The organism is Mesorhizobium sp. P3_A9, from assembly GCF_056402975.1.
In genome coordinates this window covers 1-24485 of the sequence record NZ_JBFUGJ010000055.1, presented here as the reverse complement: position 1 = coordinate 24485, position 24485 = coordinate 1, and the positions used below count along the sequence as shown (strand labels likewise).

Annotated in this window: 20 protein-coding genes; 13 read left to right on the top strand and 7 right to left on the bottom strand. The window is 64.1% G+C overall.

The window, feature by feature from the left end; genetic code table 11:
• Positions 1 to 82: 82 nt before the first annotated feature.
• The 7 genes from AC1DX0_RS11245 (at position 83) to AC1DX0_RS11215 (ending at position 9134) form a co-directional block, all read left to right on the top strand.
• Positions 83 to 892 carry an IclR family transcriptional regulator gene (locus tag AC1DX0_RS11245; RefSeq protein ID WP_477218471.1) on the top strand — a complete coding sequence of 270 codons (810 nt, stop codon included), beginning with the start codon at positions 83 to 85 and terminating at the stop codon, positions 890 to 892.
• Positions 893 to 1010: 118 nt separating this feature from the next.
• Positions 1011 to 1763, top strand: a complete 753-nt coding sequence (locus AC1DX0_RS11240; RefSeq protein WP_477219088.1) for an SDR family NAD(P)-dependent oxidoreductase — start codon at positions 1011 to 1013, stop codon at positions 1761 to 1763.
• Between the two features lie 103 nt (positions 1764 to 1866).
• A complete protein-coding gene (locus AC1DX0_RS11235) occupies positions 1867 to 3312 on the top strand; it encodes a GH39 family glycosyl hydrolase (protein WP_477218472.1) in 1446 nt (481 codons plus the stop codon).
• Positions 3305 to 4651: a glucoamylase family protein gene (locus tag AC1DX0_RS11230; protein WP_477355359.1), complete on the top strand. Its 1347-nt coding sequence runs from the start codon at positions 3305 to 3307 to the stop codon at positions 4649 to 4651. The genes AC1DX0_RS11235 and AC1DX0_RS11230 overlap by 8 nt, the downstream gene beginning before the upstream one ends.
• Positions 4641 to 6170 (top strand): mercuric reductase, encoded by a 1530-nt coding sequence (locus AC1DX0_RS11225; protein ID WP_477218474.1) that lies wholly within the window; start codon positions 4641 to 4643, stop codon positions 6168 to 6170. Before AC1DX0_RS11230 ends, AC1DX0_RS11225 begins: the two co-directional genes overlap by 11 nt.
• Before the next feature lie 118 nt (positions 6171 to 6288).
• Positions 6289 to 7563 (top strand): glycosyltransferase family 4 protein, encoded by a 1275-nt coding sequence (locus AC1DX0_RS11220; protein ID WP_477218475.1) that lies wholly within the window; start codon positions 6289 to 6291, stop codon positions 7561 to 7563.
• A complete protein-coding gene (locus AC1DX0_RS11215) occupies positions 7560 to 9134 on the top strand; it encodes a glycosyltransferase (protein WP_477355357.1) in 1575 nt (524 codons plus the stop codon). Before AC1DX0_RS11220 ends, AC1DX0_RS11215 begins: the two co-directional genes overlap by 4 nt.
• Positions 9135 to 9205: 71 nt before the next feature.
• On the opposite strand, the gene AC1DX0_RS11210 is transcribed toward AC1DX0_RS11215, so the two are convergent.
• The gene (locus AC1DX0_RS11210; protein ID WP_477218477.1) at positions 9206 to 9781 is read right to left on the bottom strand and encodes a DUF1349 domain-containing protein; all 576 of its coding nucleotides are present in this window, start codon (positions 9779 to 9781) and stop codon (positions 9206 to 9208) included.
• A gap of 54 nt (positions 9782 to 9835) precedes the next feature.
• A complete protein-coding gene (locus tag AC1DX0_RS11205; RefSeq protein ID WP_477218478.1) occupies positions 9836 to 11275 on the bottom strand; it encodes an aldehyde dehydrogenase family protein in 1440 nt (479 codons plus the stop codon).
• 263 nt (positions 11276 to 11538) lie between these two features.
• On the opposite strand from AC1DX0_RS11205, the gene AC1DX0_RS11200 reads away from it, so the two are divergent.
• From AC1DX0_RS11200 to AC1DX0_RS11175, 6 genes are all read left to right on the top strand, one after another.
• Entirely contained in the window at positions 11539 to 12198 is a 660-nt protein-coding gene (locus AC1DX0_RS11200) for a TetR/AcrR family transcriptional regulator (RefSeq protein WP_475454175.1), read from the top strand.
• 378 nt (positions 12199 to 12576) lie between these two features.
• Positions 12577 to 14988: a GcvT family protein gene (locus tag AC1DX0_RS11195; protein ID WP_477218479.1), complete on the top strand. Its 2412-nt coding sequence runs from the start codon at positions 12577 to 12579 to the stop codon at positions 14986 to 14988.
• 82 nt (positions 14989 to 15070) lie between these two features.
• Positions 15071 to 16324: a sarcosine oxidase subunit beta gene (locus AC1DX0_RS11190; RefSeq protein WP_477218480.1), complete on the top strand. Its 1254-nt coding sequence runs from the start codon at positions 15071 to 15073 to the stop codon at positions 16322 to 16324.
• An 8-nt stretch (positions 16325 to 16332) separates the two neighbouring features.
• Entirely contained in the window at positions 16333 to 16599 is a 267-nt protein-coding gene (locus AC1DX0_RS11185) for a sarcosine oxidase subunit delta (protein WP_477218481.1), read from the top strand.
• The gene (locus AC1DX0_RS11180; RefSeq protein WP_477218482.1) at positions 16596 to 19481 is read left to right on the top strand and encodes a sarcosine oxidase subunit alpha family protein; all 2886 of its coding nucleotides are present in this window, start codon (positions 16596 to 16598) and stop codon (positions 19479 to 19481) included. Before AC1DX0_RS11185 ends, AC1DX0_RS11180 begins: the two co-directional genes overlap by 4 nt.
• On the top strand, positions 19474 to 20007 hold the full coding sequence (locus AC1DX0_RS11175; protein WP_477218483.1) for a hypothetical protein: 534 nt from the start codon (positions 19474 to 19476) through the stop codon (positions 20005 to 20007). The genes AC1DX0_RS11180 and AC1DX0_RS11175 overlap by 8 nt, the downstream gene beginning before the upstream one ends.
• Before the next feature lie 71 nt (positions 20008 to 20078).
• On the opposite strand, the gene AC1DX0_RS11170 is transcribed toward AC1DX0_RS11175, so the two are convergent.
• The 5 genes from AC1DX0_RS11170 to AC1DX0_RS11150 form a co-directional block, all read right to left on the bottom strand.
• Complete coding sequence (locus AC1DX0_RS11170) at positions 20079 to 20564, bottom strand: hypothetical protein (RefSeq protein ID WP_477218484.1); 486 nt, start codon at positions 20562 to 20564, stop codon at positions 20079 to 20081.
• Positions 20565 to 20663: 99 nt separating this feature from the next.
• A complete protein-coding gene (gene msuE / locus AC1DX0_RS11165; protein ID WP_477355354.1) occupies positions 20664 to 21224 on the bottom strand; it encodes an FMN reductase in 561 nt (186 codons plus the stop codon).
• A gap of 71 nt (positions 21225 to 21295) precedes the next feature.
• Positions 21296 to 22543, bottom strand: coding sequence for an SfnB family sulfur acquisition oxidoreductase (locus tag AC1DX0_RS11160; protein WP_477218486.1), 1248 nt, complete (start codon positions 22541 to 22543; stop codon positions 21296 to 21298).
• Positions 22544 to 22567: 24 nt separating this feature from the next.
• A complete protein-coding gene (locus AC1DX0_RS11155; RefSeq protein ID WP_477218487.1) occupies positions 22568 to 23374 on the bottom strand; it encodes an ABC transporter ATP-binding protein in 807 nt (268 codons plus the stop codon).
• Between the two features lie 78 nt (positions 23375 to 23452).
• A partial coding sequence (locus AC1DX0_RS11150) for an ABC transporter substrate-binding protein (RefSeq protein WP_477355351.1) occupies positions 23453 to 24485 on the bottom strand: 1033 nt, incomplete at its 5' end.

Below are 24485 nucleotides of genomic sequence, written 5' to 3'. Positions count from 1 at the left end.
TGGAATTTAATTTCATTTTTGACTGTACCGCGCCGGCTAGACCGGCCCGACCGGTGGACACTCCGCCAGAAAGATCGCCAGCGTGCGCAAGCGAGCGACAAGGGACGAGACGGAAGTTGACGGCGACGGCGCGCAGCTTTCGTCGTCGCTGGTGCGCGGGCTCGGCATACTGCGCGCCTTCCGGCCGGGCGACGCCTCGCTCGGCAACCAGGACATCATCGCGCGCACCGGCCTGCCCAAGGCCACGGTTTCGCGCATCACCTACACGCTGAGCGCGCTCGGCTACCTCCTCTACGACAAGGACCTCGGCCGCTACAGCCTGGGGCCGGCAACCGTGGCGCTCGGCTATTCGGCGCTCAGTTCCAGCGCGGTCGTCCATATCGCAAGGCCGCTGATGCAGCCTCTGGCCGATTTGACGGGCGCGGCGGTGGCGATCGGTACGCGCGACAGCCTCAACATGGTTTATCTCGCCAATTGCCGGTCGGAGAGCCTGGTCACGCTGCGGCTCAATCCGGGCTCTTATTTGCCGATCTGGAAGACTTCGATGGGGCTTGCCTATGCGGCGGGGCTTCTGCCGGAAGAACGTGCCAGCCTTGTGCGTGCACTGCAGGAGGCGGAGCCCGACAAGGCAGCAATGATCGCTGCCGCCATCGAGGACGCGATCGCCCAGTACAAGCAGCTCGGCTATGTCACCTCGTTCGGGGCCTGGCACAGCTACATCCACGCAGTCGGCGTGCCGTTCCGCCCGCGCGACGGCTCGCCGCTGGTCGCCATCACCTGCGGCGGCATCGGCGAGATTATCACCGAGCAACGCGCGCATGCCGAAATCGGACCGGCACTGGTGGCGATGGTGGAAGCTCTACGCCAGCAGCTCGAGGGAAATCCCGACTGATCCGAGCCAGGCATTGGCCCAGACGATCGGCCTGCATGCCGGCTTGAACTTGCCCGGCCATGACCTCACAGTCTCCGCCAATGGCGGCTTCAGCCAGCATAGACAGGGGGAGAATCAGATGCCGATGAACTTCGTGGGACGCTTTGCCGGCCGGTCGGCGGTCATCACCGGCGGCGCCTCGGGCATCGGCCTGGCGGTCGCGCAGAGGATCGTCGACGAGGGCGGGCGTGTCAGCGTCTGGGATCGCGATCCGGCCCAGATCGAACAGGCAAAGGCTGTCATCCCCGGCCTGCACGGCATTGCCATCGACGTCGCCGATGCCGCCGGCGTTGCAGGCGCCGCGGCACGGACGATCGAAGCCCTTGGCGGCGTCGACATCCTGGTCACCAGTGCCGCCATCACCGGACCGAACATGACGACCTGGAATTATTCGGTCGAGGATTGGCAGAAGGTCATCGACATCAACATCAACGGCGTCTTCTACTGCAACAARGCGCTGGTGCCGCACATGCTCGAGCGCAATTATGGCCGCATCGTCAACATCGCCTCGATCGCCGGCAAGGAAGGCAATCCCAATGCCTCCGCCTACAGCACTTCAAAGGCGGCGGTGATCGGCCTGACCAAGTCGCTCGGCAAGGAACTGGCCAAGACCAAGGTGACGGTGAATTGCGTGACCCCGGCGGCCGTGCGCACCGCGATCTTCAAGCAGATGAGTCAGGAGCATATCGACTTCATGCTGTCCAAGATACCGATGGCGCGCTTCGGCGAGGTCGAAGAGGTGGCGGCGCTGATCTGCTGGATCGCCTCGGAAGAATGCTCGTTCACGACGGCCGCCGTCTTCGACGTTTCCGGCGGGCGCGCCACGTATTGACGGCAACTACAAATCCGCGTGACAAGGCAACGAATGCCGGCCGCTCGGCGTATAGTCGGCAATGCAGAACATACGACAGGCAAACATTCCCCTAGACGGCGCCATGGACGTGACTTTTCGCTGCGATCTCGGCGTCCAGGGCGAGGACTTTCCGCATTTTTGGGAGCATACGGTCGGCAGTGGCCATGCAACGCTGGCGYTGCGTGCGGACTGGCAGGCACAGATGCGCCGCGCGCATGACGAGCTCGGCTTTCGCCATGTCCGCTTTCACGGCTTGCTCGATGACGACATGGGCACGCTCATCGACCAGGACGACCAGCCGCTCTATTCGTTCTTCAATGCCGACCAGATCTTCGATTTTCTGCTGTCGATCGGCATGCGGCCCTTTGTCGAATTGAGCTTCATGCCGACCATGCTTTCGTCCAGTGGGCAGATCATCTTCCACTACCGCGCCAATGTCAGTGCGCCGAAGGATTACGGCCAGTGGGCGACCCTTATCACCAAGCTTGTCGGCCATTGGGTYGACCGCTACGGCCTGGAGGAAATGCGCCAATGGTTCTTCGAGGTCTGGAACGAGCCCAATCTCGAGGCGTTCGGCAGCGGCAAGCAGGAGGATTACTTCAAGCTGTATGCCAGCACGGCAAAGGCGATCAAATCCGTCGACACGCAATTGAAGGTCGGCGGACCAGCGACCGCCGACAATGCCTGGATCGATGAGTTCATTGCCTATTGTGGGCAGAATAGCCTTCCAGCCGATTTCATCAGCACGCACCACTATCCAACCGATGCCTTCGGCCAACCTGGCGACGACACCGAAACCCAACTTTCGGAAAGCACAAGAAGTGCGTTGCGCGAGGAGGCGCACACCGCGCGCCAGCAAGCTGGTGATCGTCCGCTCTATTACACCGAATGGTGCACGTCTTCGAACCCGCGCGATCCGATGCATGACGAGCCGTATGCCGCCGCCTTCATCGTCAAGACGGTGATGGAAGCGAGAGGACTGGTTCAGGGCTACAGCTACTGGACCTTTTCGGATATTTTCGAGGAGAACTATTTTCCCTCGGTGCCGTTTCATGGTGGCTTTGGCCTGATGAACCTTCACGGCATCGCCAAACCGGCTTACCGTGCCTTTGAAATGCTGCACGGGCTTGGAACAGAGATACTGTCCATGGGAGGCGATCATCCAACCATCGATGGCTGGTGCATCCGTGATGGAAATTCGCTGACCGTGCTCATCTCCAATTTCGCCTTGCCGCGGCATCCGATTACGAACGAGACCGTCCATATCGAACTCCAGAACGCTCCGCGGCCCGCAGTGACTACCATCCGGCGCATCGATGCAGAAAATGCCAACGCCAAGGCGCTATGGGTGACGATGGGAAGCCCCGAATATCTGAGCCCGGCGATGGTCGAGCGATTGCATGCGGCCTCGGCAACGCCGGAGCAGGAACAACCGGTCGTCTGGCGCAACCGGACCCTTGAGTTCGACCTAACCGTGCCACCGCTGGGGATCGCGTCCATCAGGTTGGAGTTTGCATCGTTTGCCTAGAACAGAACCTGCCGCGCTGTCCGATGACGAGCTTCTGGACCGCTACCAGCGCGCGGCCTTCGATTATTTCCTCGAGACTGTGAACCCCGACAACGGGCTGGTCGCCGACACGTCACGGCCGAACTCGCCGGCCAGCATCGCCGTCGTCGGYTTTGCGCTSTCCTGCTAYCCGRTCGGSGTCGARCGCGGCTGGATGACACGCGCGGCGGCGGTGGAGCTTACGCTTGCGGCGCTGCGTTTCTTCTCGGCCAGCCCGCAAGGCAGCGGCGAAGAGGTCACCGGTCACAAGGGTTTCTACTACCACTTCCTGGACATGCGCACCGGCCTGCGTGTCTGGCGCTGCGAGCTGTCTATGGTGGACACCGCCTTGCTGCTGGCCGGCATACTGGTGGCCGGCGCCTATTTCTCCGGCGTGGACGAGAAGGAAGCCGAAATCCGGCAACTGGCCGAAGCGCTCTATCGGCGCGTCGACTGGCGATGGGCGCAAGGCAGCACTCCGACCTTGCGGCAAGGCTGGAAGCCGAAGAGCGGTTTTCTGCACTATGGCTGGGAAGGCTACAACGAAGCGACCATCCTCTATGTGCTGTCGATGGCCTCGCCCGAGCGCCCGACCTCCGACGACAGTTACGAGGCCTGGACGGCGACCTATCAGTGGGAAAACATCTACGGCCATGACGTGCTCTATGGCGGGCCGTTGTTCATGCATCAGTTCTCGCATGCCTGGATCGATTTCGCCGGCATCCGCGACGCCTTCATGCGCGAGAAGAATTCGGACTATTTCGAAAACAGCCGCCGCTCGACCTATCTGCAGCGCGACTATGCCCGCCACAACCCCTATGGCTTCGACGGCTATGGCGAGAACCTGTGGGGGCTCTCCGCCGGCGACGGGCCAGGCGGCTTCCGCGCCAGTGTCGAGCGACGGCGGCACCGGTTTTCCGGCTATGCCGCGCGCGGCGCGCCGTTCGGGCCGGATGACGGGACGATCGCGCCATGGTCCTATCCGGCGTCGCTGCCTTTCGCGCCTGACATTTGCCTCGCCGCCTTGCGCCATCTCGGCGACCGTTTTCCGGAGGTGATCGACAATTTCCGGCTGCCGAGCGGCTTCAATCCGACCTTGGCCAACCGGCGAAAATTTGGCCGCAATGGCTGGGTGTCGGAAGGCCATTACGGGCTGGACCAGGGCATCGTGGTGATGATGATCGAGAACCACCGCTCGCGCCTGATCTGGAGGCTGATGCGATCCAATCCTCACATCCGCCGCGGCCTGAGCAAAGCCGGTTTCACCGGCGGCTGGCTGTCGCAGCCGAACCCCGCTTCAGGGGGCCGCGATGGCGCGTGAACGGACAAAGGCCGCCGCCTTCCCTGTCGACCACAATGACGTCGAGCTGATCCGGGCCGCGCATCCGCCGCACTGGAAGAACCCGACCCCCGACGGCCCTTACAATCTCGTCGTCATAGGCGCCGGGCCCGCCGGGCTGACCGCGGCGCGTGATGCCGCGAGCCTCGGCGCCAAGGTTGCGCTGATCGAGCGCGGGCTGATCGGTGGCGCCTGCGTCAATGTCGGCGGCGTCCCGTCGAAGTCGATCATCCGCACGGCCAGGCTCTATGCCGACATGCGCGATGCCGAGAATTTCGGCGGCGACACGCCGGAGCGTCTTCGCGTCGACTTCGAGCGGGCCATGATGCGGATGCGGCAGATCCGGCAGCGGCTCAGCCGCGCCGATTCGGCCGCGGCCATCGCTTCGGAAGGCATCCACCTCTATTTCGGCGATGCCCGCTTTGGTGGACCTGACACGGTTGAGGTCGCCGGCAAGACGCTGCATTTCAAGAAGGCCCTGGTCGCAACAGGCGCGCATCCGAGCGGACCGGCGATCCCTGGACTTGCCGAGGCTGGCTATCTCGACAACGAAAGCATGTTCAACCTCACGCAATGTCCTGAGCGGCTCCTCGTCATCGGCGGCGGCCCGCTTGGCTGCGAGACGGCGCAGGCCTTCTGCCTGCTCGGCGCGAAGGTCATCCTGGCGCAAAACGATCCAATGTTCCTGCCCGGCGAGGAACGCGACGCGGCGCAGATCCTTTCGGACGCGCTGGCGCGCGAGGGCGTCGAGGTGCGCCTTAACACCGAGGTGGTGGCGGTGCGGATGGAGGGCGGCAAGAAACTCGCCGACCTGATGCGGGACGGCGACACGACGACGATTTCCGTCGATGAGATCATCACCGGCGTCGGCCGTTCGCCCAATGTCGATGGCCTCGGCCTGGAAGACGCCGGGGTGGCGTATGACGCCAATGGCATCAAGGTGGACGATCACCTGAGAACCACAAATCCGCACATCTACGCGGCGGGCGATGTGTGTCTGGAATACAAGTTCACCCATACCGCCGAAGCAACCGCCCGCATCGTCGTGCGCAATGCCCTGTTTCGCGGGCGCGAAAGGCTCAGCGAGCTCGTCGTTCCCTGGTGCACCTATACCGATCCGGAAATCGCCCATGTCGGGCTCTATCCGATCGAGGCGCGCCGGAACGGCATTCCAGTCAAGACCTATACGGTGCTGATGCACGATGTCGCCCGTGCCGTCATGGACGGCGAGGAGGAAGGGTTCGTCAAGATCCATGTCCGGGAGGGATCCGACCGTATCCTCGGGGCGACGGTCGTCGCCAGCCATGCCGGCGAGATGATCAATGCGGTGACGCTCGCCATCAGGTCTGGCATGGGATTGCATGCCCTGGCCGATGTCATCCATCCCTTCCCGACGCAGGCGCAAGGCATCAAGATGGCGGGCGACGCCTACAGGCGAACCCGGTTCACCTCGTTGCGCAGGCGCTTGGCGGCGCGCTGGCTGGCCTGGTCCAGGCGATAACGCCGCCGGCCCGCGGAGGGCTCAGGGCGGCAGTATTCAAAATATGCAGTGCTTGACGAAAGCCTTGTTCAGCTAAACAAGGTGGCGCCGATGCTTGTGATCACGGAATCGTTCTGAAATGCCATCTGAATTAGGCCCTCTGCCGGGCACAACGCCCCAGGCGTCCGCATTGGGCGGTACAGGCGCGCATCCAGCTGCAGCCACTCTCGCGCACGCGGCCCAAAAGCGCACGCTGGTCGTGTCGCAAGACCCGGCCTTTCCGCCGGCTTCGGGTTCGGATCTGAGAAACTACCGCAACGCCGAAGCGGCCGCCAGGTTCGGACCGGTCTGCCTGGTTTCGGTGAAGCCGAAGACAGCAAGGAATGCTCCCGGTCCGTTGATCCGCGTCGAGGACTTGTCGATAGCGGGAGAGCCCCGCACGGCCTCGATCGGCTGGTGGCGCTCAAGAGCGGAGAGCCGTATACCGCGTTCCGCCCTGACGCGGCTCGAGGCGCTCGCCCGTGAATTCCGCCCGGACACCATCATTGTCGAGGGCGTCAGCCTGTTCAAGCTGCTGCGGCCCCTGCGGCCGCTGGCGGAGCAGCTCATTCTCGACATGCACAATGTCGAGTCCGACCTGGCCGGACAGATCAGGCGACTCAGTGCCAAGCGAACCGCGGCGGCATTCGGCGTCAGATTCCTCGAGAGGAAGGCCCTATACCTTGTCGACAGGGTTTGGGTCTGCTCGAACCTGGATCGCCAGAAGCTGATGACGCTTTCCCGGCACGAGATCCCGATCGACGTCGTTCCGAACGGAATTCCGCAAGCCGGGGATGGTCCCGCGCCCCTGCCTGCCGAGCCGTCGACCGGCAACGGCTTCCCGGTGATCGTGTTCATCGGCCATCTCGCCTATCCGCCAAACGTCGATGCCGCGCAGCGATTGGCCAGTGTCATATTGCCTCGTATCCGCAAAGCCCTGCCGGATGCCAGGCTCGTCCTGGCGGGACGCACCCCGACACCGGAGGTGCAGGCATTGGCTGGATTGCCCGGTGTGGAACTCATCGAAGACCCCGTGGATGTGGCGCCGCTCTTGTCCAGCGCGCATCTGACCATCGTCCCGCTGACGGCGGGCGGCGGCACACGCATCAAGATCCTGGAAGCAATGGCCGCGGGCGTGCCGGTGATCGCGACGCCGATCGCGGCGGAAGGCCTGGACCTGGTCGAAAACGACGAGGTGCTGCTCTCTCCCTCCGACGAAACGCTTGCCGAGATGGCCATCGGACTCTGTCTCGATCCCGAACGCAGGGCGCGGCAACGGCTTCGCGCGCACCACGCGGTATGGGCAAGGTTCGGCCCGCAAGCGATCCGCGACGCCGTTCGTGACGGGCTTGGACTGAACGGCACCATCGGATGATTCCAGCAATCCTGCACCAGACATGGAAGAGCGACACCCTTCCCGCACGCTTCCAGGCATATGCCGACACCTGGAAGCGGCATAATCCGCACTGGACGGTGATGTTCTGGAGCGACAGGATGCTGCYCGAATTCGTGGCCGAGCACTACCCTGATTTCCTGCCGATGTTCTGCAGCTACACGAATGGCGTGCAGCGGTCGGACGCGGCCCGCTATATGCTTCTGCATCATTTTGGCGGGGTCTACGCCGACATCGACTGCGAATGCGTCGCCGCCTTTGATCCGATCATGGACGAGACCCGTGTCGTGCTGTGCAAGGAGCCGGCGTCGCACGCAGCCGTTCAGGCGGATTTCCGCAGTCTGCCCTATCTGCTGTTCAACGGGACAATGGCGAGCCCGCCCCGGCATCCGTTCTGGCTGCATCTCCTGTCCATGATGCCTGGACTTGCCGGCGCCAAGGACATACTCGACGCGACCGGCCCTTGTCTGCTGACCTCCGCGCAACGCGGCTACAGCGATCAGGCGGCCTTCGCCATCCATCCTTCCGGCCTGTTCACGCCTGTGACATCGGCCGGCAGCACGGAGCATGAGGCCGGCGACGACACGCCAGCACTTTCGATCCACCACTGGGCCGGCACATGGTGGACCCCGGAGCCGCCACCGAAATGGACGACGAAGCTGCGCAACCGAGCCTATCGGCTCCGGTACCAGCTGACGCGCGGCGCGTATCTGGATGAGGCCGTGGCGAAAGCGGGCGTCGACAAGGCGGTTCTGGCGGCCGCGCCGCCTTCAGGCCGAAACATTGCCATTCTGGTGCCGCTTCGCGACGCCGCCGACCTTATCCAACCGTTTCTCGATGCGCTGGACGGGCTCGACTACCCCAAGGACAGGATCAAGCTGGTCTTCTGCGAAGGCGACAGCCAGGACGGAAGCTGGGAGCGGCTGAAGGCCGCCACAGCAGAATTGGCCGGCAAATATCGCGACATCGTCCTGCTGCAAAGACAGGTCGGGACCAAGCTCGACAGGGCAAAACGGGCAAAGCCTCGCATGCAGCGCGTCAGGCGCGGCGCGATTGCCAAGGTGCGCAATTACCTGATCGATCACGGGTTGAAGGAAGACGACGACTGGGCGCTGTGGATCGATATCGACGTCTGGCGCTTTCCCGGCGATGCCCTGAACCGGCTGATCGCCACGGGACATCGCATCGCGGTGCCCAACTGCGTGAAGATCGCCGGCGGCGGCAGCTTCGACCTCAACAGCTTCGTGATCAGACGACAGATCAAGGATTATCGCTACTACCGCGACATACGCGGCGGGCTCCACCAGCCTCCGGCGCAAACGCCAAACCGCTATCATCTCAGCGATGTCAGGCATCTCGACATCATCGGCCTCGATGCGGTCGGCGGGACCATGCTGCTGGTCGATGCCGCTCTGCATCGCGGCGGCCTTCGCTTCCCCGAAATCCCCTATCGCGACCTGATCGAGACCGAAGCCTTTGGCATGCTCGCCAACGATCTCGGCATCCGGCCGGTCGGCTTGCCTAAGCTGGAGATCCTACACGTCCCCTGGTAAGGCGGCCTGCCAGCTGAAGTTCTTGCCAGAGGGGTTCGAGATAGACCTGTGGCCGCAGATGTCGCCAGGCGTCAGTCGTGCAACTCCCGTGAAATCGGCGGGCCGACCGAAAATCCGGAGAATGTGACCTCGAAACCCTCGCGTTGCGGCGAGCAGCACATCATACCGACATCGACCGCCTTCGAGACCGGGAAATAGGCAAGCCGCACCGGCTTCCAGTGGCCGTCCGAAGCATCGAGGTACTGGACGCGGATCGCCTCGCCATGGCGGGTCAGGCGAATGCTGACGCCGTTGGGATCGGCATGAATGGCAACCAGCGACCAATCCGATGTGTCATTGGTGACGACGACGGAGAAATAGGCAAGGCCGTCAGTGTATTCGATGCCGGCCTTGATCCAGTTCGTTTCGCTCAGCCGGATCATCAGCCCGGCCTGGTCATAGAGCACCTCGTAGTTGCCCTTGACGGTGACTTCGGCCGTGAAATCGCCCTCCACCGGCCGATGCAGGAAGTGGCCGCTGTCGCGCCAGAAGCCGTAGAAGGTCTCGCGCCAGAAATCGGTCTCCTTGCCGGTGCGCACCCGCACCGCATCGCCGTCGATAGCGTGATGCGGCGGCGGGTTGAGCCAGGTCAGTTCCTGCAATGCCATTGGCTCATACCTGTTCCGCGGTGAAAGCTCGCCGGCCGATGAGCCGGCGCCCGATCAGCCTGCAAATGTGTAGGCGGTCTTGACGGTGGTGTAGAACTCAGCGGCATAGCGGCCCTGTTCGCGCGGGCCGAAGCTCGAGCCTTTGCGGCCGCCGAAGGGAACGTGGAAGTCGACGCCGGCCGTCGGCAAATTGACCATCACCATGCCGGCCTCCGAATTGCGCTTGAAGTGGGTCGCGTGCTTCAGGCTCGATGTGCAGATGCCTGAGGTCAGCCCGAAAGGCGTGTCATTGGCGACGGAAAGCGCCTCGTCATAGTCCTTGACACGGATGACGCTGGCGACAGGCCCGAAAATCTCCTCGCGCGAGCTGCGCATGGCGTTGGTGGCCTCGGTCAGCAGCGCCGGGCTGAGGTAGAAGCCCGGTGTGTTGCGGTCGAGCCTTTTACCGCCGAAGGCAAGCGTCGCGCCTTCCCTGACGCCGATGGCGATATAGTCCTCGTCCTGCTGAAGCTGTGTCGCATCGACGACCGGGCCGATCTGGGTCTGCGCGTCGAGCGCGTCACCGATGACCAGCTTGCCCATGCGGTCCTTGAGCGCGTCGACGAAACGGTCGTGGATACCTTCGGTCACGATCAGCCTGGACGAAGCCGTGCAGCGCTGGCCGGTCGAGAAGAAAGCGCCGTTGAGTGCACAATCGACGGCGACCGCAAGATCGGCATCGTCGAGCACGACCAGCGGGTTCTTGCCGCCCATTTCGAGCTGGAATTTGCGCATGTGCTCCACACTTGCCGCCGCGACCCGCTTGCCTGTGCCGACCGAGCCGGTGAAGGTGATGGCATTGACATCAGGGCTGTCGAGCATCGCCTGACCGACCACCGAACCCTTGCCCATGACCAGATTGAGCACGCCCTTGGGCAGGCCGGCACGGTGCAGAATGTCGACGATCGACCAGGCGCTTTCGGGAACAAGTTCGGCTGGCTTGAAGACGATGGTGTTGCCATGCGCCAGCGCCGGCGCGATCTTCCAGGCCGGGATGGCTATGGGGAAATTCCATGGCGTGATGATGCCGACCACGCCGACCGCTTCGCGTGTGATCTCGACGCCGACACCCGGCCGCACGCTTGGCACCATCTCTCCGGTCAGACGCAATGTTTCGCCGGCAAAGAAATCGAATATCTGGGCGGCGCGAATGGTTTCGCCAATGCCTTCGGCCAGCGTCTTGCCTTCCTCGCGYGCCAGGTTGCGGCCAATCTCATCCTTGCGCGCCATGATCTCGTCCGACGCCTTTTTCAGCACCGCGTGGCGTGCCAGCGGACCGGAGCGCGACCATGCCGGAAAGGCGGCCTTGGCCGCCGCTATGGCCTGCTTGGCCTGTTCGACCCCCGCCGAGGCATATTCGCCGACGACGTCACCCGTATCCGAGGGGTTGATGTTGCGGGACCCGGCGTCGCCGACCCATTCGCCATCGATGAGGTTCTTTCGAAACTGCGCCATGTCCTGGTCTTTCCTGCTGGTTGGCCGCGCGGCGGCATCTGTCTGAAGTGGTATTTGCCAGACAAATGCCTTTCGGGAAAGCACGCACTGACCCGGCCGCCGCGACAAAATTCCCGGGCTTGCCTTCGCGGTAATTGCGACGCCCCATCGAAAGCCAAACCGGCTAACGTCCGCGAGACGCCCTGCAGGTCGAAACGAATTGCCCTGGACAGATATGTCCATAGCCTTGATTTGCCCGGTGCGGCGTGTCATGCGTCGTGCTGATGGCAGCTCTCGAAACGACGATCCAGCGCGCCGGCGCCACCGGCAACATCAAGGCCACTCGCGAAGACTGGCTGAAGCTGGCGCTTGAAACACTGATCTCGGATGGCGTCGAACGCGTCCGCGTGCTGACGCTTGGCCAGCAGCTCGACGTCTCGCGCTCCAGCTTCTACTGGTATTTCAAGAGCCGCCAGGATCTGCTCGACCAGTTGCTGGACTATTGGCGGCAAACCAACACCAGGTTCATCGTCGAACGTGCTTCGCGGCCCTCCGCCACGGTCATTCGGGGCGTGATGAGCATTTTCGAGTGCTGGGTCGACGAGAGGCTGTTCGATCCCCGGCTGGATTTCGCGATCAGGGCCTGGGCTCGCCGCTCGCCCGCAATCCGGCGCGCACTCGACGAGGCCGACGAAGAGCGCGTCAATGCCATACGCGACATGTACATGCGCCATGGCTATGAGGAAGAGGACGCGTTCGTGCGCGCCCGTGTGCTCTATTTCATGCAGATCGGCTATTACTCGCTCGAGCTCAACGAGCCGATGAGCACCCGCCTGGCCCAGGTCGCCTCGTATCTGCGCAGCTTCACCGGCCAGGAGCCTCCGGCAGAAGATGTCGAGGACTTCGCGCGCTATGTCGAGAAGACGCTTTCCGGCAAACGGTAGACACAGCCATAGGCTGAAGCATCCCCAACGTCGTCATCCCTGGGCGAAGCAGAAGCGAAGCTCCGTCGCGGAGACCCTGGGATCCATTCCGTGACCTTGGTCATAGAGTGCAGCGGAGCGGAATTCTGCACCGTAGCGGCGCTTCGGAGTCCCGGCATGGATCCTGGGGTCTGCGCTGCGTCGCTGCGCTCCTTGCTCCGCCCCAGGATGACGAAGGGACGGACGTTCCTGCTAATCGTCGTCCCCTCAGTGCAGACACATCCGAGCAGTAGAAACGTCCTCGTCGTTCGACCATCCTGCCCGTCACTGGCAACGCACTAGACACATGTGTACAATGCCGATAGGATGCACCGTCATGACCTGACGGAGTGCAGCAGCATGAAATCGCAATACAGGGCGATCGTTATCGGCGGCGGCGTGGTTGGAGCCTCGGTGCTCTATCACCTGGCGAAGTTCGGCTGGAGCGATGTCGCGCTGATCGAACGCGAGGTGCTGACCGCTGGGTCGAGCTGGCACGCGGCCGGCGGCTTCCATGCGCTGAACGCCGATCCCAACATCGCCGCGCTGCAGGCCTATACGATCGATCTGCTGTCAGAGGTCGAGAAGGAATCGGGCCAGAACATCGGCATGCATATGACCGGTGGCATCTCGGTCGCCTCGGCACCGGAGCGCTGGGAATGGCTGAAGGCCTCCTATCGTATCTTCCAGACCATGGGTATCGACGATGTCCATCTGGTCGGCGTCGACGAGATCAAGCAGCGCTGCCCGATCCTCAACACCGACGGCATGCTGGGCGGCCTTTATGCCGCGCGCGAAGGCCATATCGACCCGTCGGGCGTCGTGCACGCCTATGCCAAGGCGGCACGGAAGCGCGGCGCCGATATCATCGAGCACAACCGCATGCTGGAGCTCAACCGCCGCGCCGACGGCAGTTGGGACGTGGTCACCGAGAAAGGCACTGTCGTTGCCGAGCACGTCGTTAATGCCGGCGGCCTGTGGGCCAAGCAGGTCGGCCGGATGGCCGGCATCGACCTGCCGGTGTCCCCAATGGAGCATCACTACCTCGTCACCGAGGCGCTGCCCGAAATCCAGGCGCTTGACCGGGAACTGCCGCTGATCGTTGACCTCGAAGGCTTCACCTATATGCGTCAGGAGCAGAAGGGCCTGCTGCTCGGCATCTACGAGATCAACCACAAGCACTGGAACATGGACGGTGCGCCGTGGGACTACGGCATCGAACTGATCCAGGAGGACACCGACCGCATCGCCAACGAACTGGCGCTCGGCTTCAGCCGCTACCCCTGCCTGGAGACGGCCGGCATCAAGCGCTGGGTGAACGGCGCCTTCACCTTCTCGCCCGACGGCAATCCGCTGGTCGGCCCAGTGCGCGGCGTCGCCAATTACTGGGTGGCCTGCGGCGTCATGGCCGGCTTCCTGCAAGGCGGCGGCGTCGGCAAGTCGCTCGCCGAATGGATGATCCATGGCGAGCCGGAAGCGGACGTCTACGGCATGGACATCGCCCGCTACGGCGATTTCGCCTCCAACCGCGAATACATCAAGCAGACGACCGGGCAGTTCTATTCGCGCCGCTTCGTCATGAGCTATCCCAACGAGCAATTGCCGGCAGGACGACCCTTGAAGACGGCCGGCGCGCATGACGCCATGGATGCAGCCGGCGCGCGCTGGGGCAATTCGTGGGGCATGGAAGTGCCGCTGTATTTCGCCCCGCAAGGCTTCGTCGAGACACCGACGCTGAAGCGCTCCAACGCCTTCGACATCGTCGCACGGGAATGTCGTGAGGTGCGCGAGGGCGTCGGCCTGCTCGATATCACCGCCTTCTCGCGCTACGAGGTCAGCGGGCCGCAAGCGGAAGCCTGGCTCGACCGGCTGCTTGCCTGCGCCTTGCCCAAGCCCGGCCGGGCGAAACTCGCGCCGATGCTGGGCGAGAACGGCAAGCTCAAGGGCGACCTCACCGTCTTCAACTGGGGCGACGGCTGCTGGTGGATCATGGGGTCCTACTATCTTCGGCAATGGCACATGCGCTGGTTCGAACAGCACCTCGCCGACGGCGTTAGCGTGCGCGACATTTCGGACGCGGTGGTTGGCTTTTCGCTGGCCGGCCCCAAAGCGCGCCGCCTGCTTGAGCGGCTGACGCACCAGGATGTTTCGCATGAGGGCTTTGGCTTCCTCGCCTGCAAGACGCTGGATGTCGGCCTGGTGCGGGCCAAAGTCGGGCGGCTGTCGGTCATCGGCGAGCTCGGCTACGAGATCCATTGCCAGGCCAATGAGCATGCCGGGCTGCGCCGCGCGCTGCTGGCGGCAGGCAGCGACCTCGGCGTCACCGAATATGGCTTCGGCGCCGTCAATTCGCTGCGGCTCGAAAAGAGTTTCGGCATCTGGTCGCGCGAATTCACGCAGAATTATACGCCTGCCGAGACCGGCATGGACCGCTGGATTGCTTTCGACAAGGGCGACTTCATCGGCCGCGAGGCGGTGCTGAAAGAGCAGAAGGCCGGTGCCAGGCGAACACTGGTGACGCTCGAAATCGACGCGGTGGATGCCGACGCCAGCGGCTACGAACCGGTCTGGAGCAAGGGCAAGCTTGCCGGCTTCGTCACCTCGGGCGGCTATGGCCATACGGTCGGCAAGAGCCTCGCCATGGCGCTTGTCGATCGAGATGCGGTCGGTATCGATACCGAGTTGACAACCCACATCGTCGGCGTCGAAAGAGGTGCGCGCGTCATCGCTTCGTCGCCCTACGATCCGCTGGGCAAGGCGATGCGAGCATGACCGATCGTACCGCTGCCATCCCTGCGGAAGACCATGCCATGATCAACGCCCTTTCCTCGAAAACAGGCCTGTCCGGCACACCATGACCAGACGCTATTCCGCTCTGTCGCTGTTCAAGGAGGGCCTGGCTGGCCAGACCGGCTGGAAGCAGGCATGGCGCTCGCCCGAGCCGAAGCCGTCTTACGACGCGATCGTCATCGGCGGCGGCGGCCACGGGCTGGCGACGGCGTATTATCTGGCCAAGAACCACGGCATCACCCGGGTCGCAGTATTGGAAAAAGGCTGGATCGGCGGCGGCAACACTGGCCGCAACACCACCGTGGTGCGCTCCAACTATTATTATCCGGAGAGCGTCGAGCTCTACGGGCTGGCGCACAGGCTCTATGAAGGCTTGTCGAAGGATTTGAACTACAACGTCATGCTGTCGCAGCGCGGCATGGTCAATCTCTGCCACTCGACCGCCGAAATGGAAATCGGCGCGCGCACCGTCAATGCCATGCAGATCAACGGCATCGATGCCGAGCTGTTTTCGCCCGAGGATGTGCGCCGCGTGGCGCCGATCTACAATTTTTCGCCTGACGCGCGTTTCCCCGTCTTCGGCGGCATCTGGCAAGGCCGCGCCGGCACCGCCCGCCACGACGCGGTTGCCTGGGGCTATGCGCGGGCGGCGAGCCGGCTCGGCGTCGACATCATCCAGAACTGCGAGATCACTGATTTCATCATCGAGGGCGGCCGCTGCCGCGGCGTCCAGACGAGCCGTGGCGCCATCCGCTCCGAACGCATCGGCATGGCGGTGGCCGGGCATTCCTCGGTGCTGGCGGCCAAGGCCGGCTTCCGGCTGCCGATCAACTCCTATGCGCTGCAGGCCTGCGTTTCCGAACCGGTAAAGCCGATCCTCGACACAGTGGTGCTGTCGCCCGGTTGCGGTGTCTATGTCAGCCAATCCGACAAGGGCGAGATCGTCATCGGTGGCGGGCTCGACCGGATTCCTTCATACGCGCAGCGCGGCAATCTGCCGACGCTGGAGGCGGTGATCGCCGGCCTGTTGGAAATGTTCCCGGTCTTCGGCCAGCTGAAGCTGATGCGGCAATGGGCCGGTATTGTCGATGTCGTGCCGGACTCCTCACCAATCATCGGTCCCTCGCCATTGCCCAATCTGTTCCTCAACTGCGGCTGGGGCACAGGCGGCTTCAAGGCCATTCCCGCCGGCGGCACACTGCTGGCGAACTTGCTGGCGACGGGCAAGCACAATGACATTAGCCGTCCCTTCGATCTCGACCGCTTTGCCAGCGGCCGGTTGATCGACGAAGCGGCCGGCTCCGGCATCGCGCATTAGAGGTACTTATGCAGCTTTTCCCTTGCCCGTTCTGCGGCCCGCGCGACGAGACCGAGTTCCACTATGGCGGCGATGCCGGCAATGTCCGACCGGATGGCGCCGATGTGCCGATCGAGCGCTGGGCCGGATATCTCTACATGCGCGGCAATCCGAAGGGTACGGCGCGCGAGATCTGGGTGCACATGAACTGCGGCGAATTCTTCGTCATGGAACGCGACACGGTCTCGCATAAGGTGCTGTCCTCGACCGCGCTTGGCGGGGAGCACGCGGCGTGACCGCCTCGCGTCTTGCCACAGGCGGCAACGCCATCGACCGATCGAGGCCGATCCGCTTCAGCTTCGACGGCACGACCGTCGACGGCTTTGCCGGCGACACCATCGCTTCGGCGTTGCTGGCCAATGACGTCGCGGTCGTCGGCCGCAGCTTCAAATACCACCGGCCGCGTGGCATTTGGGGCGCCGGCGTCGAGGAGCCGAACGCGCTGGTCGATGTCGGCGGCCCGCAGGCGACGCCGAACACGCGCGCCACGACCGAGCCGGCACGCGACGGGCTGGTGGCGAAAAGCGTCAACGCGATACCCAGTGCACTGGCCGACCGCAACGCTTTCCTCGACCGCTTCTCGCGCTTCATTCCTGCGGCGTTCTACTACAAGACCTTCATGTGGCCGGACTGGCACATGTTCGAGCCGCGTATCCGCGCCATGGCCGGGCTGGGCAAGGTCGATGCAGACTGGACCTCGCCGGGCACTGCGGACCAGATCAATCACCACTGCGACGTGCTGGTGGTGGGCGCTGGCCCGGCCGGGTTGGCGGCGGCAAGGCTGGCGGCCGGCGCGGGTCTGTCCGTCACGCTGGTCGACGACCAGCAGAAGCCCGGTGGTTCGCTTGGCCACCGCGTCGGCGAGATCGACGGCAAACCGGCGGTCGTCTGGGTCGAGGAGACGGTTGCCGAGTTGGCCGCCGGCGGTCACCTGATCCTGCCTTCGACCACCGCCTTCGGCATCTACGACCACAATCTGGTGGGGCTGAACCAGCGTCATTTCGATGGCCGGCGCGACACGCTGTGGCGGGTCCGGCCGCGCCAGATCGTGCTGGCGACCGGCGCCATCGAGCGGCCCTTGCCCTTCGCCAACAATGACCTGCCGGGCATCCTGTCGGCGGATGCGGCGCTCACCTATCTCAGGCGCCATGCGGTGCTGGTCGGCCATCGCATCATCGTCGCCACCAACAATGACAGCGCCTACGAGGTTGCCGCAGCATTGGCCGAAGCTGGGGCTGATGTCACGCTTGTCGATATCAGGCGTGACGGCATGCCCGCAACGCCGGCCAAGGTGCGGGCCATCAAAGGACGCGCCATCGCCTCCGCGAGCGGCAAGCTTCGCGTCAAAGGCGTGACGCTCGATGACGGCACCAGGCTCGATGCCGATTGCGTGCTGGTCTCCGGCGGCTGGACGCCGACCATTCACCTTTTCGGCCAGGCCAGGGGCAAGCTTGCCTGGAGCGAGGCACGTGCAGCCTTCCTGCCGGGCGATCCGGTGGATGGCATTGCTGTTGCCGGTGCGGCAGCAGGCGCGGTCTCCTTGCCGGAGGTGTTTTCCGACGCGCAGCAAGCGGTCGCGTCGCTCGGCGAGACAAAGGCAGCAGCGCCGCGCAGCACCGGACCGGAGGCAACGAGCGGCATAACAGCGGCGTGGCCGGTGCCCGGTTCGAAGGGGCGCATCTGGATCGACTACCAGAACGACGTGACGGTGAAGGACGTCGAACTGGCGGCACGCGAAAACTTCGTCTCGGTCGAACACCTGAAGCGCTACACCACGCTCGGCATGGCGACCGACCAGGGCAAGACCTCCAACCTGCCCGGCCTGGCGCTGATGGCCGGCATTACCGGCCGCACTGTGCCGGAGGTCGGCACCACAACCTACCGTCCACCGTTCACGCCGGTGCCGCTGGCAAGCTTTGCCGGCGCGCGCGTCGGCGAATTGATGGCGCCGGTGCGCCGCCTGCCGCTGGAGACTATCCACCGCGCCAGCGGCGCCGTCTTCCAGGAATATGGCGGCTGGCTGCGCCCGGCTCACTATGGCGGCCGCGACGCCGATGCGGACCGCGCGATCCAGGACGAGGCGCGGCGCGCCCGCCAGTCGGTGGCGCTGTTAGACGGTTCGACGCTCGGCAAGATCGAGGTGATCGGCCCGAAGGCGGCCGCGTTCGTCGATTTCCTCTACTACAACACCATGTCGACGCTGAAGCCGGGCCGCTGCCGCTATGGCTTCATGCTGTCGGAGAACGGCGTGGTCTTCGACGACGGCGTGCTGGTGCGGCTGGACGAGCATCGCTTCGTCGTCTCGTGTTCATCCTCGCATGTCGCAGCGGTGCATGCGCGGCTGGAGGAATGGCGCCAGGACCGCTTTGGCCGCGACGCGGTCTATATCCACAACGCCACAGCGGACATGGCGACGCTGACCGTTTCGGGGCCGAATGCCCGGAAGCTACTCGAAACTCTTGGTCTGGGCCTCTCGCTCGACGATGCCGACCTGCCGCATATGGCGATCGGCCATGGCAGCTATAGCGGTGACGAGGTTCGCATCGCCCGTGTCAGCTTCACCGGCGACAGGAGTTACGAAATCTCGATCCGCGCCGATCGCGCCGAACCCTTGTGGGCGCACCTGCGTCAAGCGGGCCAGGCGTTCGATGCCGTCGTCATCGGCCTCGAAGCGCTGATGATCCTGCGTGCCGAAAAGGGCTTTATCGTCATCGGCAAGGACACGGACGGCACCACGCTGCCGCACGACCTCGGCAGCGAAGGGCCGCGCGCCAAGCGCCAAACCGAATATGTCGGCCGCCGTTCGCTGTTCACCGAGGAGGCTGCGCGAAACAACCGCCTGCAGCTTGTCGGCCTCACGGTGCCGCAAGGCGAAGCGCCGCTGCCAACGGGCGCGCATGGCATCAAGCGGAGCGACGGCAAACTACACAGCCAGGGCTTTGTCACCTCGAGCTACCAGAGCCCGACGCTTGGCCGACCGGTTGCACTTGGCCTGATCGAGCGGGGCGCGGCGCGCCATGGCGAGACGATCGACATCCAGCACCTCGGCAAGGCCAGCAAGGCGACGATCGCCCCGCCTTGCGCCTTCGACCCGGCAGGAGACCGGCTGCATGCGTGATCTCGCGGAAAAATGGTCCGTCGCACCGGACTGGCAGTCGGCGGTCATCACCACGTCAGGCCTTTCGGTGCGCGCGATTCCTGGCCTCAGCCAGATGTTGGTCAGTGGCAGCCTCGACGCGTGGGCGAAGACATCGGGCATGCACGGCGACGGCGTAGGCGCTTTTGGCGCGGCGCAGGGCGACCGCTATGCGGCGCGGCTAGCGCGTGACCGGCTGCTCATCGTGTCGAACACTCCCCTCGTCATCGCGACGGGTTGGCACGCGGAGGGTTTTGCGGTGACGGAGATCAGCGCGGGGCTGCAGGTGTTCGAGGTCGAAGGCCCCGCGCTCGATGCCTTTATCGCACGTGGAACAACGCTTGATCCCAGACAACCAAGCCCCAGCGCCGCACTTGCCTTCGCCGGCATCAGCGCCATTGCCTATCGCCATGAAAGCAAGCTGCGCATCCATGTCGATCGCGGCCTTGCAGCCCATCTCTGGACGTGGATGGAGCAGGCTGCCGGCCACATCGCGGCCGGAAACTAGAGCAATTCCAGGAAAAGTGTGAACGGTTTTCCGTCCGGAATTGCGTTAAACAAAGAGTCTGGCCAGCACGCTCAGAGCGTGAACGACCAGAACAGGCAAGCCAGCGTCGCAGCGGCGAAGATCACGAAGAACAGGCTGCGCAAGAGCACGTTGCGGCGCAGTTCGTTCATGACGAAGTGACAGCCGACGACCGCCACGGCAAACAGGAAGCGCCAGTTCAGCAATGCCCCCATAGCGCTGCCTTGGCCAAAAGCCCACCGGGCAAGAAGACCACCGACAATGGTGGCAAACAGCACGATCACCGCCCAGAAGATCGCGTCGGCGGCATGGGTCAGGACGATGCTGGCCGCGCGGATCGGCAGGATCATCATCAACAGCGCGCTGAAGAAAAAGACCGCCGCAAGCGGAATGAAGGTTCCGGCATCGGCGATGCCGTCGAGCCGCCTGGCGCCGATCGCGCCATAGGGATAGCCGTGCCGGGCCACAGCAAGGCTCAGCGCCATAAGCAAGGCGGTCAGCACCGCGACGAGTGCGAAGGTCGTGAGGGCTTTGCTCATGGTGTTCCTGTCCCGGACGAATCAGACAGGAACTTTGTATCGGGCGGTCGTAAATTGCACGTAAGCGAAGGTGCCGCCCGTGCGGATTTCGGTCGGCTGCTACTCGGCGGCGACCCTGCCCGACGAGCGATTGGCCAGCACGAAGCCGACTTCGTCCACAGCCTGCGCCGCGCGCTTCAGGATCGCATCGGAGCGCAGCACSCCGTCGGTGAAATCCTTGTCSGTGGCGTAGACSGCSGTCGGCAGCGTGAAGGCCTCGAAGAARCCGAACAGCGGCCGCARTTGATGCTCGACGATCAGGGCGTGGCGCTCACCGCCGCCGGTCGCGGTCAACAGGATGGGCTTGCCCCGCAGTGCTGCCGGATCGATCAGGTCGAAGAAGTGCTTGAACAGGCCGGTATAGCTGCCCTTGTAGGTCGGCGAGCCGACCACCAGCACGTCAGCCGCGAGGATCTGGGCCAGGATCGGTTGCGCCTGGCTGTCGAGGTCGCGCGCCCATCTTGCCGTACCCAGCGACGGGCCGACATCCTCGATATCGTAGGTGCTTGCCGACAGGCCATGGCGCGCGGCGATGTCCCTGGTGACGAGATCGACGAAGSCGCGCGTCTTKGACGGYCGGGTGAWRTTGCCGGAAAAGCCGACGACKGTTGGATTTGACATGGTGACTGGGCTCTCTTTGGTCATGATGGTCGAAATCTTGAAGGGCGGGCCGCCCGCCCGCCGGTGGGGAATCAGCTCCAGGCGTGCAGCGGCGGGTTTTCGCCGTTGAGGAAATATTTTCCGAGGATCGAGTACTTCCAGCGTACCGGATCGTGCAGCGTGTGGGTGCGGGCATTGCGCCAATGCCTGTCGAGATTGTGCTCGGCCAGTGTCGAGCGCGTGCCGGCCAGTTCGAACAGTTTGTTGGTCGCGGCGATGGCAACCTCCGTCGACAGGATCTTCGCCTCGGCGGTGACGATCTGCGCATGCGCCACTGTCTCGGCGGTCGGCTCGGCTACCGCCCGGTCGATTGCCTGGCCGGCCTTTTCCAGCAGCGCCTGCGCGGCGTGCAGGCGCAGCGTCAGGTCGCCGACCGCCTGGATGGTGTAGGGATCGTCCCAGGCATTGTCGACGCCGCTGTCGATCCAGGCGCGGCTCCTGGTCCTGACGAAGTGAACCGTCTCGTCGATCGCCGCCTGGGCGATGCCGGTGTCGACCGCGACCTGGATGATCTGGAAGATGGCGCCGTCGGCGGTCGGTTTGTCATAGCCCTTGTAGCCGGGCACCAGATGCGTCTTCGGCACCTTGACGTTGTCGATGATGACGGTGCCCGACAAAGTCGTGCGCTGGCCGAAGCTCGACCAGTCGTCGATGACGGTCAGGCCGGGCGCGCCACGGTCGGCGATCGCATACCAGGCACGGCCCTCGTCATCGAGCGCCACAATCGGCACCAGATGGGCAAGCAGCGCGCCGGAGGAATAGAATTTGCGGCCGTTGACGACGACATGGTCGCCGGCATCGGTGAAGCGGGTCTCGAAATCGGCGGCGCGCTTGGAACCGAACTCGGAAAAGGCGTTGCCGAACCGCGTGCCCTTCAGCGCTTCGGCAAACAGCAATTTCTGCTGATCCGCATCCGACACGGTGCGGATGGCCGCGACGACACCGAGATGGTTCTGCGCGATCTGGCCGATCGAGGAATCCGCCGCCGAGATGATCTCGATCACCTTGGCCAGCGTGACGTAGGACACTTCCGGCCCACCGAAGGCCTTGGGCACATTGATCGACCACAGGCCGCTTTGCGAAAAGGCGTCGAGCTCGGCAACCGGCCAGATGCGTTCGCGGTCGCGCTTTGAGGACTCCTTGACGAATTCGGCGGCGAGCGCATGAGCGACTGCAATCGCTTCGGCATCGTCCTTGATGATGTGGGCAGGTGCCGACGGCCTTGCGACCGGCGGCACGGCGGCGGAGGCGTGGTCTGTCTTGACGGTCGAGACGGTCATTTCACTGCTCCTTGATATCTGGTTTCAGGCGACGGCATGGAGATAATTTGGCTTGGCCGCCGGCGATGGCTGTTGCCCGGTGGTCGATTGACCAAGATAGAAGGCGCGCACGTCCTCGCGCTGGCGAAGATCGGCAGCCGCGCCGGAGAGAACGGAGACGCCGTTTTCGAGCACCGTGGCGTGGTCGGCATAACGAAGCGCGACCGCCGAATTCTGTTCGGCGACCAGGATCGACAGGCCGGTCTCGCGGTTCAGTTTCCTCAGCGTCTGGAAAATGTCCTGAACGATGAGCGGGGCTAGCCCCATCGACGGTTCGTCGAGGACCAGCAGGCGCGGTCGCGACATCAGCGCCCGGCCAATCGCCGTCATCTGCTGTTCGCCGCCGGAGGTCAGGCCGGACAACGTCCGACGCTTTTCCTGGAGACGTGGGAAATAGCCATAGATCCGTTCGAGATCGTCATTGATCTCGGCACGGCGGCCGCTGCGGCCGATGCCGCCGGCGACCAGGTTCTCCTCGACGGTGAGGCTCTTGAAGCAGTGGCGACCCTCGAGCACCGGCACCAGGCCGGCGCGCACGAGGTCGCCCGGCTTGCGGCGCGAGACATCCGCGCCATCATAGCGGATGGTGCCGGCGTTGACCTGGCCGCGCTCGGCCGGCAGCAGGTTGGAGACAGCCTTCAGCGTCGTGGTCTTGCCGGCGCCGTTGGCGCCAAGCAGCGCCAGGATCTCGCCGCGCCGAAGCTTGAAGCTGACGCCGTGCAGCGCCGTGATGGCGTGGTTGTAGGTGGCATGGACCGCGTCCACGGCAAGAATGACGTCATCGTCCGGCATGGGCTATCCTTCCGTGGTTCGAGGAACCGAAAGGCCGGGCGCTGCGGAAACTGGTCCGCGACGCCCGGCGCTGGCTGATCAGTTGGTGGTCACGGCGTTGGCATCGTCGGCGGTGCGCAGCTTGATGCCCTTCTCCTTGGCATAGGCCTCGGCGGACTTCTCGATGATCGGCCGCAACAGCGCCCAGTCCGGGGCGATCCAGTCGGAGACGACGTTCCACTTCTTGCCGTCCCACTGCTGGAAGGTCACGTAGCCTTCGCCCTCGTGGTTGTCCCAGCTGACATTGATCGAGTGGAACAGGTCCTTGGCGCCGAGCGCCTCGACCTTGGCCGGATCGAGCTTGAGGTGTTCGAAGCCCCAGCGGACCTCGTCGCCGGTCAGCGTGCGATGGCCGAACTTCTCCTGCGCGACACGGATCGCCTCGACATTGAGGATGCCGTTGACGATGCCGAGATTGTGGTAGACCGAGCCGATGCGCGACTTGTCTTCAAGGTTACCCTTGCCGGCGCCGTAGACCGTCTTCACGATCTCCTGCACCACCGGATAGGAGTTGCCCGAGGCCTGGGTGGTGATGGCGGTGTAGCCCTTGGCTGCGTCGCCGGCGGGGATGACATCCTCTTCCGAATTCGACCAGACATTGCCGACGATATGGTCGACGGGATAGCCGACCTTGACCGCCGTCTTCAGCGCCACCGGGTTCATCACGCCCCAGCCGCGCAGGACGACGAAGTCCGGCTTGGCGCGGCGGATGGTCAGCCACTGCGACTGCTGCTCGTTGCCGGGATGCGGCACCTCGATCTGCTGCACGGTGAAGCCGTATTTCTGCGCCAGCAATTCATAGATCGGGATGGTCTCCTTGCCGTAGGGCGAGCCGTGATAGAGCACGACGATCTTCTTGCCCTTGAGCTTGTCGATGCCGCCTTCCTTGGCGGCGATGTAGTTCACGATGCCCGAGGTCTCGCTGTAGGGGTTGAGCAGCAGCGGGAAGACGTAAGGGAAAACGCGTCCGTCGGTGGAATCGGTGCGGCCGTGGTTGACCGTGATCAGCGGCACCTTGTCGGCGGTGATGCGGTCGATCATGGCATAGGCAATGCCGACCGAGAGCGGGTTC